Origin of the sequence: Brevundimonas sp. TWP3-1-2b1, from assembly GCF_049896165.1 — a bacterium.
GTDB lineage: Bacteria > Pseudomonadota > Alphaproteobacteria > Caulobacterales > Caulobacteraceae > Brevundimonas > Brevundimonas subvibrioides_B.
In genome coordinates, this window is the sequence record NZ_JAFCTT010000008.1 from 1 (window position 1) to 13302 (window position 13302).

Below are 13302 nucleotides of genomic sequence, written 5' to 3' on the forward strand. Positions count from 1 at the left end.
CGCCATTGGCGCCAACGGCATGGCCCGAGGCGTTCCCGCAAACCCCTTCGAACTCGCTCTCGGCAAACCCAGCCGCAGCGGGACCGCCTAATCCCATTTTCGCCGTTCTCGCCAACATCAGATTGGTGGAACAGGATGTTCCGCTTGCGTCGGTCGTCGAGCGGTGTTCATGATCATTAATGGGGAAGCTGCTCGACCGGCTGCTGAAAGGTTCTCACGCCTACAGCGTCAAGCGCGAGGCGGGCGGATACATGCTCGTCGGTGAACTGGACTGCGTTGAAGAGTTCAGCAATCTCGTCCGCGAAGCCGCCGAGCGTGCGGGCGAAGACTTCATCGTCTTCACCACCAGCGATGGGCACCTCGGCTACAGCCAGATGTTCGTGATGCCGATGGACGAGGATCGCGCCTCTTCTCGTTGACGCCCGGTCGATCCGTGGCACCGTGATGTTCTCCCAACTGCAATCGGAGAACACCCCTGACCAAGCGCGTGGCGTTGTACGCTCGTGTCTCGACGGCTGATAAAAACCAGACCGTAGAGAACCAGCTTCGTGACCTGCTGGCCGTCGCCCAGCGGCAGGACTGGGAGATCGTGGCGACCTTCCTCGACGAGGGCATCTCCGGTGCCAAGGGCCGCGATAAACGGCCCGGCTTCGACAACCTGCTCAAAGGCGTCGCCCGGAAGGATTTTGATCAAATTGCGTGTTTTTCGGTCTGCCGCATTGGCCGGAGCCTACCCGACCTGATCCACTTCCTCGGCGACATCCAGTCCAAGAATGTGGACCTGTACGTTCATACGCAGGGCCTCGACACATCGACGTCTTCCGGTCGGATGATGTTCTCAATGCTCGGCGTCTTCGCCGAATTCGAAAGGGCCATTCATAGAGAGAGGGTGCTCTCCGGCTTGCGGCGGACGACCAAGAAGAGCGGTCGCAAGCCCATGCCCCAGAACCGTCTGGAAGCGATCAGGAGGTCGTTGCAGGACGGTCTGGGCATCCGCGCCACCGCCCGCCTACATCGTGCCTCCACGACCACTGTGACGACCATTGCGCGGACGCTGGGGGCCACGGTGCAGGAAGGCCGTCAGGAGAGCGTCGCGGCCTAATCCAACGCTATCTTCGCCGCATCGCGCAGAGCCACGGTCGCGAACAGAGCCACCAGCGCAAACAGTCCCCCTGCCGCGAATGTCGCCGGAGCACCTAGACTGGCCCACAAGGCGCCCGCCAGCACGCTCGCGATCAGCAGCCCGACGCCGGTCGCCAGATTGAATATTCCAAACGCCGTTCCGCGAAGGTTGGAAGGTGCCGCATCGGCGACCATCGTGGCGAGCACGCCTTGGGTCAGGCCCATGTGAAGCCCCCACAGGGCCACACCCGCCAGCACGCCGGGGACGGTGGCGTTCAGCGCGAGCACCGCGTCAGCGGCAAGGAGAACCGCGAGTCCAACGACCAGCAGTCGCTTCCGACCGATCCGATCTGAAAGGATGCCAGCCGGGGTCGCGGCGACGGCGTAGACGACGTTCATAATCACCAAGACAACGGGGACGAGGGCGACCGCCAATCCCACGTCCTGCGCCCGCAAGATCAGGAACGCCTCGCTGAAGCGCGCCAGCGTGAAGACACCCCCGACCCCGACCACGATCCAGAACGAGGCGCCCATGTCACGCACCTCGCTCCAACGGATCGGCACGCGCGCGGCTCCCGGTTCGCGCGCTCTCTTTGGTTCCTTCACCGCGAAGATGAGTAGGAGCACCGCGATCACCGCCGGGACCACAGCCCATGCGAACACAGCGCGAATATCGTTGGCCAGAACCACCATCAGCCAGATGGCGATCAACGGCCCCGCGAAGGCACCGATGGTGTCGAGTGACTGTCGTAGTCCGAATGCCGCTCCACGCGCGTCGGGAGGAGCGAGGTCAGCAACCAAGGCATCCCTCGGGGCGCCGCGTATGCCCTTGCCGATGCGATCCGCAAAGCGGGCGCCGAACACCTCGAAGGGAGTGACGGCCAGAGGAAAAATAGGCTTGGTCAGCGCGCCGATGCCATAGCCCACGACGGTCAGCATCTTGCGACGCCCCAGCCTGTCGCTCAACCAGCCGGAAAAGACCTTCACGATTGAAGCTGTCGCTTCGGCGATCCCTTCGATGATCCCGACCAGCATCGCGCTGGCACCAAGCGTTCCGACGAGAAACACCGGCAGCAGGGCGTGGATCATCTCCGAAGAGACGTCCATGAACATCGACACGAACCCCAGTGCCCAGACGCCGCGCGGAACGGACTTCAAGCTCTTGAGCATGCAAACTCCATTCAGGCCCGCCAACAGCAGCACCAGTCAGGCGCGGATGTGGTCCTGACGTCCGAGCGGGTCGTGATGGGCCGTTCACCAGACGGATTCAATCGACTTCGGCTTGCTGAATGTGAGGCCACCCAGCACGGCATGATCGGTCGCAAGCGTCGCGTCATCGCCAGCCAAAGCGTTGACCAAGAACGCTCTCAAGACGATGGCTGGACGCTTCAGATCAGGGGCACGGCATGACCGACGAAACCAGCCACCCAAACAATCCTGTCGGGTGCGCCAACTTTCCTTCCGACAACAGTATGGTCGCCCCGATGGGAACCTCTCTCCCCCGCCGCCGTATCGGGTAAGGGCACCTGCAACCGGGTGTGATCTGACTCCTCGCCCTCGTGCGACTATCTCACGGGCGGACTCAGAGGGATTCCCATGTTGAACCGCCAGGCCTATCCCTCTTCACGTAGATTGTTTCTGGCTATGGCGGCGGCGGGATTGGGAATGTTCGCGAGTAATGTCGTCGCCGCGCCGCGGATATCGTCGCGGAAGTCGGAGGCCGACCTCGACCGGGTCGACGCCCTGATCGCGCGCATGACGACCGAGGAGAAGGCGGGTCAGCTGAACGTACTGGCCGACCCGTTCCGGTTCCGGCCACAGAACGTCAATCCGCTGGATGGCCAGGGCGATCCCGCGCGTATGACGCAGATGATCCGCGACGGTCAGGTCGGCTGCCTGTTCAACGGCGTCGGGGCCGAGGCCGGGCGTCGGATCCAGACGATCGCGGTGGAGGAGACCCGGCTGGGCATCCCCCTGCTGTTCGCCGCCGACATCATCCACGGGCTGAAGACGGTGTTCCCGGTGCCGCTGGCCGAAGCGGCCGCCTTCGATCCCGACCTGGCCATGCGCACTGCGCGGGCCGCTGCGGTAGAGGGCGCGGCGTCCGGCATCCACCAGACCTATGCCCCCATGGTCGATGTGGCGCGCGATCAGCGCTGGGGTCGTGTGGTCGAGGGCGCGGGCGAGGACGTCTGGCTGAACGAGGTTCTGGCCGTTGCCCGCGTCAAGGGATTCCAGGGCGACAAGGGCCTGGCCGATCGCGACGCCCTTCTGGCCACGCCCAAGCATTTCGCCGGCTATTCCGCTGCGCTGGGCGGGATGGACTACAACACCACCGACATGTCGGACGCGACGTTGCGGGGCACCTTCCTGCCGCCGTTCAAGGCCGCGTTCGACGCGGGCGCCCTGTCGGTCATGACGGCTTTCAACGACATCAACGGCGTACCGGCCAGCGGCAATCCCTATCTGCTGACGCAGATCCTGCGCGAGGAGTGGGGCTTCGCCGGATACGTGGTCACCGACTATACGGCCGATCAGGAGCTGATCGCCCACGGCTTCGCCGCCGATGGCCGGGACGCCACCCGCATCGCCCTGATGGCCGGGGTTGACGCCTCGATCGTCTCGGGCCTGTTTCTGGAGCATATCCCCGGCCTGGTCGCCTCCGGCGACGTGCCGATGGCACGGGTCGATCAGGCTGTGCGTCGGGTGCTGATGACCAAGGCGGCGCTCGGCCTGTTCGACGATCCCTATCGCGGCTGCGATCCGGAGCGGGAGCGGCGGGTCGTCGGCTCGCGCGAGCATCGCGATCTGGCCCGCGAGGCCGGGGTCAAGTCCATCGTCCTGCTGAAGAACGAAGGCGGCCTGCTGCCGCTGAAACCCTCCGGCCAGAAGATCGCCCTGATCGGGCCCTTCGGCGCTGACGTCGACAATGTCTTCGGCCCCTGGACCATCTGGGGCGACGAGACACGCCGCATCTCGCTGGAGGCCGGCTTCCGCGCCGCCATGGACGACGAGGCGGACCTCGCCGTGGTCATGGGCTCCGACGTCGAGACGGCCCTGCCGGGCGGCATTGCGGCGGCGGTGCTGGCGGCGAGCCAGGCGGACGTGGTCGTTCTGGCCATCGGGGAGAGCGCGCGCATGTCGGGCGAGGCCCAGTCGCGCACCGAGATCGATATCCCGGCGTCCCAGCGCGCCCTGGCCGAAGCCGTCGCCGCGACCGGCAAGCCCGTCGTCGTCCTGCTGAGAAATGGCCGCGCCCTGGAGTTGTCCGGCCCCATCAAGGACGCCGGCGCCATCGTCGTCACCTGGTTCCTGGGCGGAGAGATGGGTCACGCCGTCGCCGACATCGTCTTCGGCCTGGTCTCGCCGTCCGGACGCCTGCCGGTCAGCTTCCCGCACCGCTCGGGCCAGCAACCCTACAGCTACGATCACAAGATCACCGGCCGCCCGGCCAACAACGCCCTGGCGTCGCAGGAGTATGTGGCCCGCTATCGCGAGACGACCAATACCGCCCTCTATCCGTTCGGCCACGGCCTGACCTTTGGCGTGGTGACCTACGGAGCGGTCACGCCCGCAGCGGCGACGCTGGCTTGGGATGGTGAAGTCGAGGTTTCGGTGGACATCACCAACGCTGGCGACCACGCGGTCGAGGAGACGGTCCAGCTCTACATCCGCGACCGCGTCGCCGACCTGACCCAGCCCGGCCGCCGCCTGCGCGACTTCAGAAAGGTCGAGCTGGCGGCCGGACAGACCAGGACCGTGACCTTCACCCTGCGCCGCGAACGTCTGGAATACGTCGGCGCTGACGGTCGCCCGAAAGTCCAGCCCGGCGCCTTCGACATCTGGCTGACGTCGTCGGCCCAGGCGGGCGACCCGGCGACACTCAACCTGACGCCGTCCTAGTCGAGCCCGTCCTCGGTCACCACGAAGGCGCGGCCCTCGGCGCGGGCGGCGGCGGCGAGCTGGTTCTGGACCAGATGCCAGCGGCGCAGCCGCTCGAAGTCGATCGTGTGTTCCGGCGCCGCGTCGAGCCAGTCGGAGAAGGCCCGGCGGGCCTGACGGTATTGCGGAGCCGTCGGATCCGGCACGGGCGGAACGGTCGGCAGGCGGCTGGCGACGTCCGGCGGGATGGGAAAGTCGCCGGAACTCGTGGAGAGGATCATCGGGCGCGGCTCGCGGGGGAGGAGAAGAATTCCCCCATTTAACCTCGCCACGGGGCCGGGCGCCACCTTTCGGCGCGAACGACGTTCCGGCAATTGCGCCGCCCTGATATGGCCAAGCTCCTCAGGCTGGAGTCGAGGGCGGGATTGCGAGAGGGACACGAGATGATGATCAGGACCAGAACCCGCGTGGCGTGGGCCACGGCCACGGCCACGGCTACGGCCCTGGCCTTCGCTCTGGCGGCCGGCGCGGCCCAGGCGCAGAAACCGTCCGCCCAGACGCGACCGGCGGATCAGGCCGACCAGCTTCTGAGCCAGGCCGTGCCGACCCAGGTTCCGCCGTCCGTCAACGACGGGGAGGCCTACCACCGGGCCGGCGATTCCGAGCAGACCCTCGAAGATCTGCGCGTGACCCGGGCGCTGAACGACGAGATCGCCTCCCGCAACCAGCTGGCGGAGAACCAGGAGCGGGCCGACCAGGCTGAGTTCGACGCCCGGCGCGCCGAATACGAAGAGACGGTTACGGCGGCGACCCGGGCCCAGCTGGCTTATGAGGAAGACGTCCGCCGGTCCGAGGCCGCGCAGCGTCAGTGGGAAGCGGACCGCGCCCGCTGGGAGGCCGATGTCCGCGCCTGTCAGGCCGGCGACCGGATGCGGTGCGCCCCTCCGCGCTCCTGATCGATCGGGACCACAACGCCCTTCCGGAATGCCCATTGCCGTGATGCGGGCGCGGTGAGAGGGTAGGCTGAAAGGGGACGAGCGATGACGGATCACGGGGTCGCCGGCACGGCGGACGATGAACGTCCGAAGGGCGAGGCTGCGCGGCCCCATCGTCACGCCGACCGGCCTTTGACCGGCGGCCGGATCGATACCTGGCGGCATCCGCTGACGGTACGGTTGACCCACTGGCTCAATGTCTTCGCGATGACGATCCTGGTCATGAGCGGGATCAACATCCTGATGGCGCATCCGCATCTGTACTGGGGCATCCGCTCGACGTTCGCCGACCCCTGGATGAGCTTTCCACTGGCGCCCGACTGGCTGATGGTGCCGATGCGTCGCGACCTGGGCGCGGCGCGCGGCTGGCATTTCCTGTTCGCCTGGATCTTCGTCCTCAACGGCCTGGTCTATCTGGCCTTCATTACGATCAGCGGGCGGCTGCAGCGGATGATGGAGCCGACCAGGGCGGACCTCGCCGACATCCCGCACAGCATCGTCGAGCACGCCCTGCTGAAGTTCCCAAAGGGCGAGGAGGCCCGGCGGTATAACGTGCTGCAGAAACTGACCTACCTCCTGGTGCTGCTGGTTCTCCTGCCGATGATGCTGGCGACCGGGCTGGCGATGTCGCCGATGATGAATGCGGCCCTTCCCGAACTGTTGTGGATCCTCGGCGGGCGGCAGTCGGCGAGGACGCTACATTTCCTGTCGGCGAGCGGGCTGCTGGGCTTCGTCGTCGTCCATGTGGTCTTGGTCTTCGTGGCCGGGTTCACCAACAACATGCGCTCCATGATCACCGGCTGGTTCGTGATCGAGCCGGAGAAGGACGACGCGGAATGATCGCTCATCGACGCGGACTTATCCTGGGCGCGGGCGCGACCCTGGCGCTGGGCGGGTGCGACCGCGTGGCGCGGACCTCGGGCCTGCAGTGCTCGCTGAAGAAGGCCGAACAGGTCAGCCAGCGATCGCAGCGGGCGCTGGCCCGGGACCGGCTGGCCCCCGAGTACGAGGAGAAGGACATCTCCAGCGACTTCCGGGCGAACGGTTCGGTCGATCCCCAAGCTTCCGACTATCTGGCGTTGAAGGCCAACGGTTTCCGGGACTATCGGCTGATCCTCGACGGCCTCGTCGAAAACCCCCTGTCTCTCTCGATGACCGAGATTCGCGCCCGGCCATCGCGGACTCAGATCACCAAACACGACTGCGTCGAGGGCTGGTCCGCGATCGCCAAATGGAAGGGCGCGCGGCTGTCCCGCATCCTGGACGAGGCCAGGGTCAAGCCGGAGGCCCGGTTCCTGGTCTTCTACTGTTTCGACGCGCTCGATCAGACCGAGGACGGCGACCGCTACTACGAGAGCATCGACATCCCGGAGGCCCGTCACGAGCAGACCATCCTGGCCTACGAGATGAACGACCAGATCCTGCCCATCGCCAACGGGGCTCCATTGCGACTGCGGCTGGAGCGGCAGCTGGGTTACAAGATGGCCAAATATATCAAGCGGATAGAGCTGGTCGAGAGTTTCGACCACATCGCCGGCGGCAAGGGCGGCTACTGGGAAGATCGCGGCTATTCATGGTACGCCGGGATTTAAACTCTTCCTTCTCCCGGTGGGAGAAGCTGGCGGCGAAGCGGACGGATGAGGGTCGGCTTTCACCCTGACCCCCAGCCATCCGATCCTCCCCCTTTCGCGCAAGGACGACGCCAAGCCGTCGTGCGCTCAAGCCTTCTCCCGCCGGGAGAGGGAGGGTTACCCCGCGACCATGCTCATGTCGCGGCGGGCCATCATCTTGTCGAACTCGCCCCAGACGCCTTCAGTCCCGTGCCAGGCGCCGGTGGTGGCGGCCTTCGAATACTCCGTGGCGCGGGCCTCGAAGAAGTTGGCGTGCTCGACGCCTGACAGAAGCGACTGCAGCCAGGGCAGGGGGTTTTCCTTCACGCCGTAGAGCTCGGGCAGCTTGAGCTGGCGCAGGCGCCAGTCGGCGATGAAGCGGATATACTGTTTGATGTCCTCGGGGGTCATGCCGTTCACATCGCCGGCCTCGAAGGCCAGGTCGATGAACTTGTCTTCCAGACCGACCACGGTGCGGCAACATTCGACGATGTCGTCGGCGACCGACGGGGTGACGCAGCCCGTCTCGGCGTTGAAGGCGTGGTAGAGCTTGATGATGCCGTCGCAGTGCAGGCTCTCGTCGCGCACCGACCAGGACACGATCTGACCCATGCCCTTCATCTTGTTCTGGCGCGGGAAGTTCATCAGCATCGCGAAGCTGGCGAACAGCTGCAGCCCCTCGGTGAAGCCGCCGAACATGGCCAGGGTCCGGGCGATGTCGGCGTCGGTCTCGACCCCGAACTGGCCCATGTAGTTATGCTTGTCCCGCATGGCCTCGTATTCCATGAAGGCGCCGAACTCGCTCTCGGGCATACCGATGGTCTCGAGCAGCAGGGCGTAGGCCGCGATGTGGATCGTCTCCATGTTGGCGAAAGACGACAGCATCATCTTCACCTCGGTCGGTTTGAACACCCGGCCGTATTTTTCCATGTAGTTGTCGGCGACCTCGATGTCCGACTGGGTGAAGAAGCGGAAGATCTGCGTCAGCAGATTGCGCTCCTTGTCGTTCAGGTTCGCCGCCCAGTCCTTGCAGTCCTCGCCCAGAGGCACCTCTTCGGGCATCCAGTGGACCTGCTGCTGCTTCTTCCACATGTCGAAAGCCCACGGATAACGGAACGGCTTGTAGGCGGCAGACGGGGTCAGCAGGCCGGCCCGGGCGGGCGTGATGATTGTGTGGGCGTTCATGGGGGGAGCTCGGGAACTGGGTCCCGGCCTGCGCCGGGATGAACGGAGGGGACTGAAGCCAATGAACTCCAGAATCGCACCAATTGCTACCTGTTGAGGGTTAACGATCCCCAGCATCAACATCTTGTGTGAAGCGGGGGATGGTTTGGCGCGGCGACACATCCGTGGGTGACGCCACGCGCCATTCGGTCGGTCCACTCCACGCCCCTCGGTCTTCCCGGAGCCGGCTAACGGCGTTTCGTTCAGTAGCGCTCGGCGGAGCCTAGTCCTTGATCTCGGCGACGAGGGTCTTCATCCCTGCGGGATTGAGCGCGGCCCACAGGATCAGGGCCGTCAGCAACGGGGCGATTGACTGGGCCACATAGCGGCCGATGATGACGACTTGAGCGGCGAAAGGATGCAGCGGAGGCTGGTCAGGCCGGGTGGCGATGGACATGCCTGCGCCGGCGAGGTCGGGGCTGAGCATCGGCGCGAGTGCCCCCCAGACGGTCACGACGACGCAGACAGCGAAGACCAGGCACAGTACGGGAATCGAGATGGCCGCCGCGCGCCAGGGCCGGACGGGGCGCGGCGGGGCGCTCAGGAAGGCCAGGGTCAGGGGGAAGCCGAGCAGCAGGCGACGCAGCCCCTCTTTCGACATCCCATAGTTTATGGGTTCGCCGCCCTGGGTCAGGTGGGTGCCGATGGACCAGTCGCCGCCCTCGAGGACGTCGATGCGGCCGGTCAGTCCGAACAGGCTCAGCACGAAACCGACGAAGGGCCGCAGCAGCCCGGCGACGACGTCGGCACCCCAGATCCACCAGAGCGGCAGCAGGATGACGAGGGCGAGGCCGGCCCAAACGCCGAACCGGCGGCGGGCGGTCTCCTCGGGGGTTCGAGCGGCGAAGCGGGACAGAAGGCTCACGCTGCGGCCTCCGCGTCGACCCGGTCGGCCGCCTCGCGACGCGACTGCCAGCGGGTCCAGAAGAAGAAGATCAGCAGGCCCTCCAGCCCGATCATCGCGTCCCAGACGTAGTTGTGGAAGAACTCGAACACCTCCTCGGACCCGCGCGACAGGTAGAGAAGGCTGATGATGCGAAGGAGGTTGATCGCCTGCAGTGCGACGATGCCGGCGGCCGCGCCGATCAGGCCGTATCGGATCTTGCCCGGGAAGGCGAGGATGGCGGCGGTCAGCAGGGCGCAGACCTTGACCGCGTTGCAGCCGGCCAGAACCTGGACCGCGCCGCGTCCGTCGTTGAACCGCAGGACGGCGGCCGCCGCCTCCACCCGGTCATCGAACAGGCCGATCAGGAAGGCGCAGGCGTGGACGAGGCCGCGGGTGAACGGACCGACGAACAGACGCTCCGCCCAGGGCGTCGCCAGGACGCTGAACAGGGCGACGGTCAGGATCAGGAACAGGCCGAGATAGCGGAGGGCCGGAGATTTCAGCATTCAGTCCTGTCCATGGATGCGGTCGCCACAGGCGCGCCGGATCGCTTTTTTACGACAGGCTTCGGCAAGCAAGGGACGTATTGGACGCGCGACCGGGAACCCCCGCCCGGCGAACGAGGGTTTTCACCCGTGCCGGCCGAGCGTCGGAGGTCACGGCTTGCTGAGCGCCCTGCGAGGCCAGCCGGCCCGCCCTCCCCTCCGGACGGCGGGGCTTCGTGTTCAGGGTGTTCGAGGGCTAGGCGGCCTTTTCATCAGCCGCCTCATCATTGCCGGCCATGACGGCGTCAATGGCGGCGAAAAGGCTGGCGTGGGTCAGCGGCTTGGCGACGTGGCCATTCATGCCGGCGGCCAGGCAGCGGGCCGCGTCTTCGGGCATGGCGTCGGCGGTGACGGCCAGGATCGGCATGCGGGAGAACTCGCCGTCCAGGGCGCGGATCGCCTTGGTCGCAGCCAGGCCGTCCATGCGCGGCATACGCACATCCATCAGGATCAGGTCGAAGAGCGCGGCCGAGGCCATCTCCACCGCCTCGAACCCGTCGACGGCCTCGAAGATGTCGCAGCCCAGAGGCGCGAGCATCAGCCGGGCCACCTCGCGATTGGTCGGATGGTCGTCGACGATCAGCACCCGGGCCGCGGCCCCGGCCTCCGCGATGGCGGGCTCGGCGCTGCCGGTCGTCGCATCCTCGTCCGCCAGGGCGAGGGGCAGGCGGACGACGAAGGTCGAGCCGGCGACGGAAGTGCTCTCCAGGGCGATCTGGCCGCCCATGGCGCGGGTCAGGCGACGCGCGACGGTGAGACCCAGGCCGCAGCCGACATGGGTGCGGCTGATGGAATCGTCGGCCTGGACGAAGGCGTCGAACAGGGTGGGGATCAGGTCGGGATCGATGCCGGGACCGGTGTCGGAGACCCGGAAGACGGTCAGGGGGCCTTCACGCGCCACGCTGATGTCGACCTCGCCCTGGGTGGTGAACTTGACCGCGTTGGAGACCAGTCGGTGAAGGATCTGGCGCAGGCGGCGGTGGTCGGCGAGGAGGAAGGCTTCGGCGCCCGGCAGCACGCGGACATGCAGCGGGAGGCTTTTGGAGGCGGCGACGTCGCGGCTGGCGGCCGCGGCCTGGGCCAGCAGCTCGACCGGGTCGATCGTCTCCGGACAGGCGTCTGCCTCGCCGTGCGACACCTCCAGCAGGTCCTCGACCAACGTCAGCAGCGCCGCGCCGGACCGATGGATTTCCTCCACCTGATGACGGGCGTCGCGGGGCAGACCCGATCGGCGAGACAGGATCTCGGCATAACCGACCACGCCATGCAGGGGTGTCCGCATCTCGTGGCTCATCAGGGCCAGGAAGCGTGACTTCGCGGCGTCGGCGGCTTCGGCCTGACGTCGCGCGGCATGGGCGGCGAGCGTGCGAGTCTGCAGCCGCAGGACCATGCGTCGGCGTTCGGACACGATCGTCGAGATCGGCAGGGCGACGGCGATCAGGGTCAGCAGGAAGCCGTAGAAGACGTTCAGCCTGCGCACCAGGTCGGGTATGCTAGTCAGCTCCGGATCTGCGGCGAGCCGCTGGAGCGTGACGGGGCCGTGGCCGGTGATGGTGGCGAAGCCGCCGATCACGGTCACCAGCAGGATGGCCAGGGCCGAGCCCGTCGTCGAGACGCGGAAGACCAGCAGCAAGAGCGGGGGGAAGATCAGATAGGAGATCGGCAGGCTGGACTGAAAGAAGACGCCCAGGGTCGTGGCGGTCAGCAGGCCGAACAGGGCGAAGGTCTCTTTCGCGTTCGCGACCTGGCTGGTGTCGGCGAACCGGTGGCGGCGCGCCAGCAGGAGCAGGGTCGGTGTGATGGTCAGCAGGCCCAGGGCCTCCATCGCGAAAAGGCGCACCGCGGTGAAGACATAGAGGGCCGTCGAATAGTCACGCAGCACGGCCGCCACGCTGACGATGACGAACGTACAGAACAGGACCGCGGGGGCCACGGCCGCCACGGCGAAGCGCAGCAGGCGGCGCGGACGGCGCAGGTCGAGGGCAGCGCCGCAGAACCGGCGGGCCAGGACGCCGGCGATCATGACCTCAGTTATGTTCAGAACGGCATTGAGCCACAGGAAGGGCATGGGGTCGCCGCGTACGACATTGGTGACGAGATTGATCGCCAAACAGACGGCCAGGACAGCGATGGCCTTGCGACGATGCAACTGGAGAAAGGCGGCCAGAAGGATGCCGTTGGCCAGCCACATCACGACCGCGCCGAACTGCTGCACGCTCCACAGACCGATCAGGAGGCTGGCGCAGAACAGAGCCACATAGGCCCAGGCAGGGGGGCCGGCCTCACGTCCTGTTTCGTGGCGGAAAATCCGCCAGCGGCCTTGCATCATCGTCATTCCTTGCCGCGCGACAGATTTGTCATCCCACGAAAGGGTTAATTCGGGGTAGTATCGGTATCGGTAGTTGCCCTTACCGGGCGATCAGGCTGCGAACAGCATCCACAGACCTGTCGCGGCGAAGCCGGTGGCTGCGGCCATGCGAATGTATTTGAGCGGCAGACGTTTGGCGGTCGACTCGCCCAGGAGAACCGCCGGGGCGTTGACCAGCATCATGCCCAGGGTCGAGCCCGCCACGACCAGCGGCAGGTTCTCGAACCGGATGGCCAGGCCGGCCGTGGCGATCTGGGTCTTGTCGCCCATCTCGACCAGGAAAAAGGCGGCGGTGGTGGTCCAGAAGACGCCGGCAAAGGTCTTTTCCGGCCCCTGATCGTCCTGCACGTCGAGGGTGTCGGGGATCAGGGCCCAGACCGCGAAGCCCAGGAAGGCGATGCCGACGATCCGCTTCGTCCAGGGGCCGTCGAGATACTGCGCCGCCAGGGTCCCGGCGAGGGCGGCGAAGGCGTGGTTCGCCAACGTCGCGGCCAGGATGCCGAGGATGATCGGCGCGGGCCGCCGCCAGGCCGCCGCCAGCGCGATGGCGAGGAGCATCGTCTTGTCGCCGATCTCCGCCAGGGAGACGAGGCCGACCGAGATCAGAAAAGCTTCCAAGGATCTCCCCGAAAAGGGCGGCGCGGTAGCGGCTGCCACAGCCTGGGGCAAG

At 66.5% G+C, this 13302-nt stretch carries 13 protein-coding genes; 6 read left to right on the forward strand and 7 right to left on the reverse strand.

The annotated features are described in order from the left end of the window. The first annotated feature begins 179 nt into the window (after positions 1-179). Both ACP7AB_RS09085 and ACP7AB_RS09090 read left to right on the forward strand, forming a co-directional pair. Positions 180-419 (forward strand): hypothetical protein, encoded by a 240-nt coding sequence (locus tag ACP7AB_RS09085; RefSeq protein ID WP_425992039.1) that lies wholly within the window; start codon positions 180-182, stop codon positions 417-419. 68 nt (positions 420-487) lie between these two features. Continuing rightward, positions 488-1102 carry a recombinase family protein gene (locus ACP7AB_RS09090; protein ID WP_425992037.1) on the forward strand — a complete coding sequence of 205 codons (615 nt, stop codon included), beginning with the start codon at positions 488-490 and terminating at the stop codon, positions 1100-1102. Here the strand turns inward: ACP7AB_RS09090 and ACP7AB_RS09095 are convergent. Next, complete coding sequence (locus ACP7AB_RS09095; protein ID WP_425992035.1) at positions 1099-2292, reverse strand: MFS transporter; 1194 nt, start codon at positions 2290-2292, stop codon at positions 1099-1101. The two genes, ACP7AB_RS09090 and ACP7AB_RS09095, sit on opposite strands and share 4 nt — an antisense overlap. A gap of 495 nt (positions 2293-2787) precedes the next feature. Between ACP7AB_RS09095 and ACP7AB_RS09100 the strand changes: the two genes are divergently transcribed. After that, the gene (locus tag ACP7AB_RS09100; RefSeq protein WP_425992034.1) at positions 2788-5025 is read left to right on the forward strand and encodes a glycoside hydrolase family 3 N-terminal domain-containing protein; all 2238 of its coding nucleotides are present in this window, start codon (positions 2788-2790) and stop codon (positions 5023-5025) included. On the opposite strand, the gene ACP7AB_RS09105 is transcribed toward ACP7AB_RS09100, so the two are convergent. Then, the gene (locus tag ACP7AB_RS09105; RefSeq protein WP_303696698.1) at positions 5022-5285 is read right to left on the reverse strand and encodes a hypothetical protein; all 264 of its coding nucleotides are present in this window, start codon (positions 5283-5285) and stop codon (positions 5022-5024) included. The two genes, ACP7AB_RS09100 and ACP7AB_RS09105, sit on opposite strands and share 4 nt — an antisense overlap. 165 nt (positions 5286-5450) lie before the next feature. Here ACP7AB_RS09105 and ACP7AB_RS09110 point away from each other — a divergent pair, with 165 nt between their 5' ends. The 3 genes from ACP7AB_RS09110 (at position 5451) to ACP7AB_RS09120 (ending at position 7591) form a co-directional block, all read left to right on the forward strand. Next, the gene (locus tag ACP7AB_RS09110; RefSeq protein WP_425992032.1) at positions 5451-5960 is read left to right on the forward strand and encodes a cell wall hydrolase; all 510 of its coding nucleotides are present in this window, start codon (positions 5451-5453) and stop codon (positions 5958-5960) included. Positions 5961-6044: 84 nt separating this feature from the next. Then, on the forward strand, positions 6045-6839 hold the full coding sequence (locus tag ACP7AB_RS09115) for a cytochrome b/b6 domain-containing protein (protein ID WP_425992030.1): 795 nt from the start codon (positions 6045-6047) through the stop codon (positions 6837-6839). Beyond that, complete coding sequence (locus ACP7AB_RS09120; RefSeq protein ID WP_425992028.1) at positions 6836-7591, forward strand: molybdopterin-binding protein; 756 nt, start codon at positions 6836-6838, stop codon at positions 7589-7591. Before ACP7AB_RS09115 ends, ACP7AB_RS09120 begins: the two co-directional genes overlap by 4 nt. 156 nt (positions 7592-7747) lie before the next feature. Here ACP7AB_RS09120 and ACP7AB_RS09125 read toward each other — a convergent pair whose 3' ends face one another. The 5 genes from ACP7AB_RS09125 to ACP7AB_RS09145 all read right to left on the reverse strand — a co-directional run bounded on the left by ACP7AB_RS09125 (position 7748) and on the right by ACP7AB_RS09145 (position 13250). Further along, positions 7748-8794 (reverse strand): ribonucleotide-diphosphate reductase subunit beta, encoded by a 1047-nt coding sequence (locus ACP7AB_RS09125; RefSeq protein ID WP_303696702.1) that lies wholly within the window; start codon positions 8792-8794, stop codon positions 7748-7750. Between the two features lie 262 nt (positions 8795-9056). Then, on the reverse strand, positions 9057-9698 hold the full coding sequence (locus tag ACP7AB_RS09130) for an exosortase H-associated membrane protein (protein WP_425992026.1): 642 nt from the start codon (positions 9696-9698) through the stop codon (positions 9057-9059). Beyond that, positions 9695-10225: an exosortase H gene (xrtH, locus tag ACP7AB_RS09135; RefSeq protein ID WP_425992024.1), complete on the reverse strand. Its 531-nt coding sequence runs from the start codon at positions 10223-10225 to the stop codon at positions 9695-9697. The genes ACP7AB_RS09130 and xrtH overlap by 4 nt, the downstream gene beginning before the upstream one ends. Before the next feature lie 235 nt (positions 10226-10460). Next, complete coding sequence (locus ACP7AB_RS09140; protein ID WP_425992023.1) at positions 10461-12593, reverse strand: response regulator; 2133 nt, start codon at positions 12591-12593, stop codon at positions 10461-10463. Between the two features lie 90 nt (positions 12594-12683). Next, on the reverse strand, positions 12684-13250 hold the full coding sequence (locus ACP7AB_RS09145; protein WP_425992021.1) for a TMEM165/GDT1 family protein: 567 nt from the start codon (positions 13248-13250) through the stop codon (positions 12684-12686). Positions 13251-13302 lie beyond the last annotated feature (52 nt).

Bases quoted from the DNA above. Each gene is read 5' to 3' on its own strand.
- ACP7AB_RS09095 (WP_425992035.1), bottom strand. From the start codon at position 2,292: ATGCTCAAGAGCTTGAAGTCCGTTCCGCGCGGCGTCTGGGCACTGGGG.
- ACP7AB_RS09105 (WP_303696698.1), bottom strand. From the start codon at position 5,285: ATGATCCTCTCCACGAGTTCCGGCGACTTTCCCATCCCGCCGGACGTC.
- ACP7AB_RS09100 (WP_425992034.1), top strand. From the start codon at position 2,788: ATGTTCGCGAGTAATGTCGTCGCCGCGCCGCGGATATCGTCGCGGAAG.
- xrtH (WP_425992024.1), bottom strand. From the start codon at position 10,225: ATGCTGAAATCTCCGGCCCTCCGCTATCTCGGCCTGTTCCTGATCCTG.
- ACP7AB_RS09085 (WP_425992039.1), top strand. From the start codon at position 180: ATGGGGAAGCTGCTCGACCGGCTGCTGAAAGGTTCTCACGCCTACAGC.
- ACP7AB_RS09120 (WP_425992028.1), top strand. From the start codon at position 6,836: ATGATCGCTCATCGACGCGGACTTATCCTGGGCGCGGGCGCGACCCTG.
- ACP7AB_RS09125 (WP_303696702.1), bottom strand. From the start codon at position 8,794: ATGAACGCCCACACAATCATCACGCCCGCCCGGGCCGGCCTGCTGACC.
- ACP7AB_RS09110 (WP_425992032.1), top strand. From the start codon at position 5,451: ATGATCAGGACCAGAACCCGCGTGGCGTGGGCCACGGCCACGGCCACG.
- ACP7AB_RS09115 (WP_425992030.1), top strand. From the start codon at position 6,045: ATGACGGATCACGGGGTCGCCGGCACGGCGGACGATGAACGTCCGAAG.
- ACP7AB_RS09140 (WP_425992023.1), bottom strand. From the start codon at position 12,593: ATGATGCAAGGCCGCTGGCGGATTTTCCGCCACGAAACAGGACGTGAG.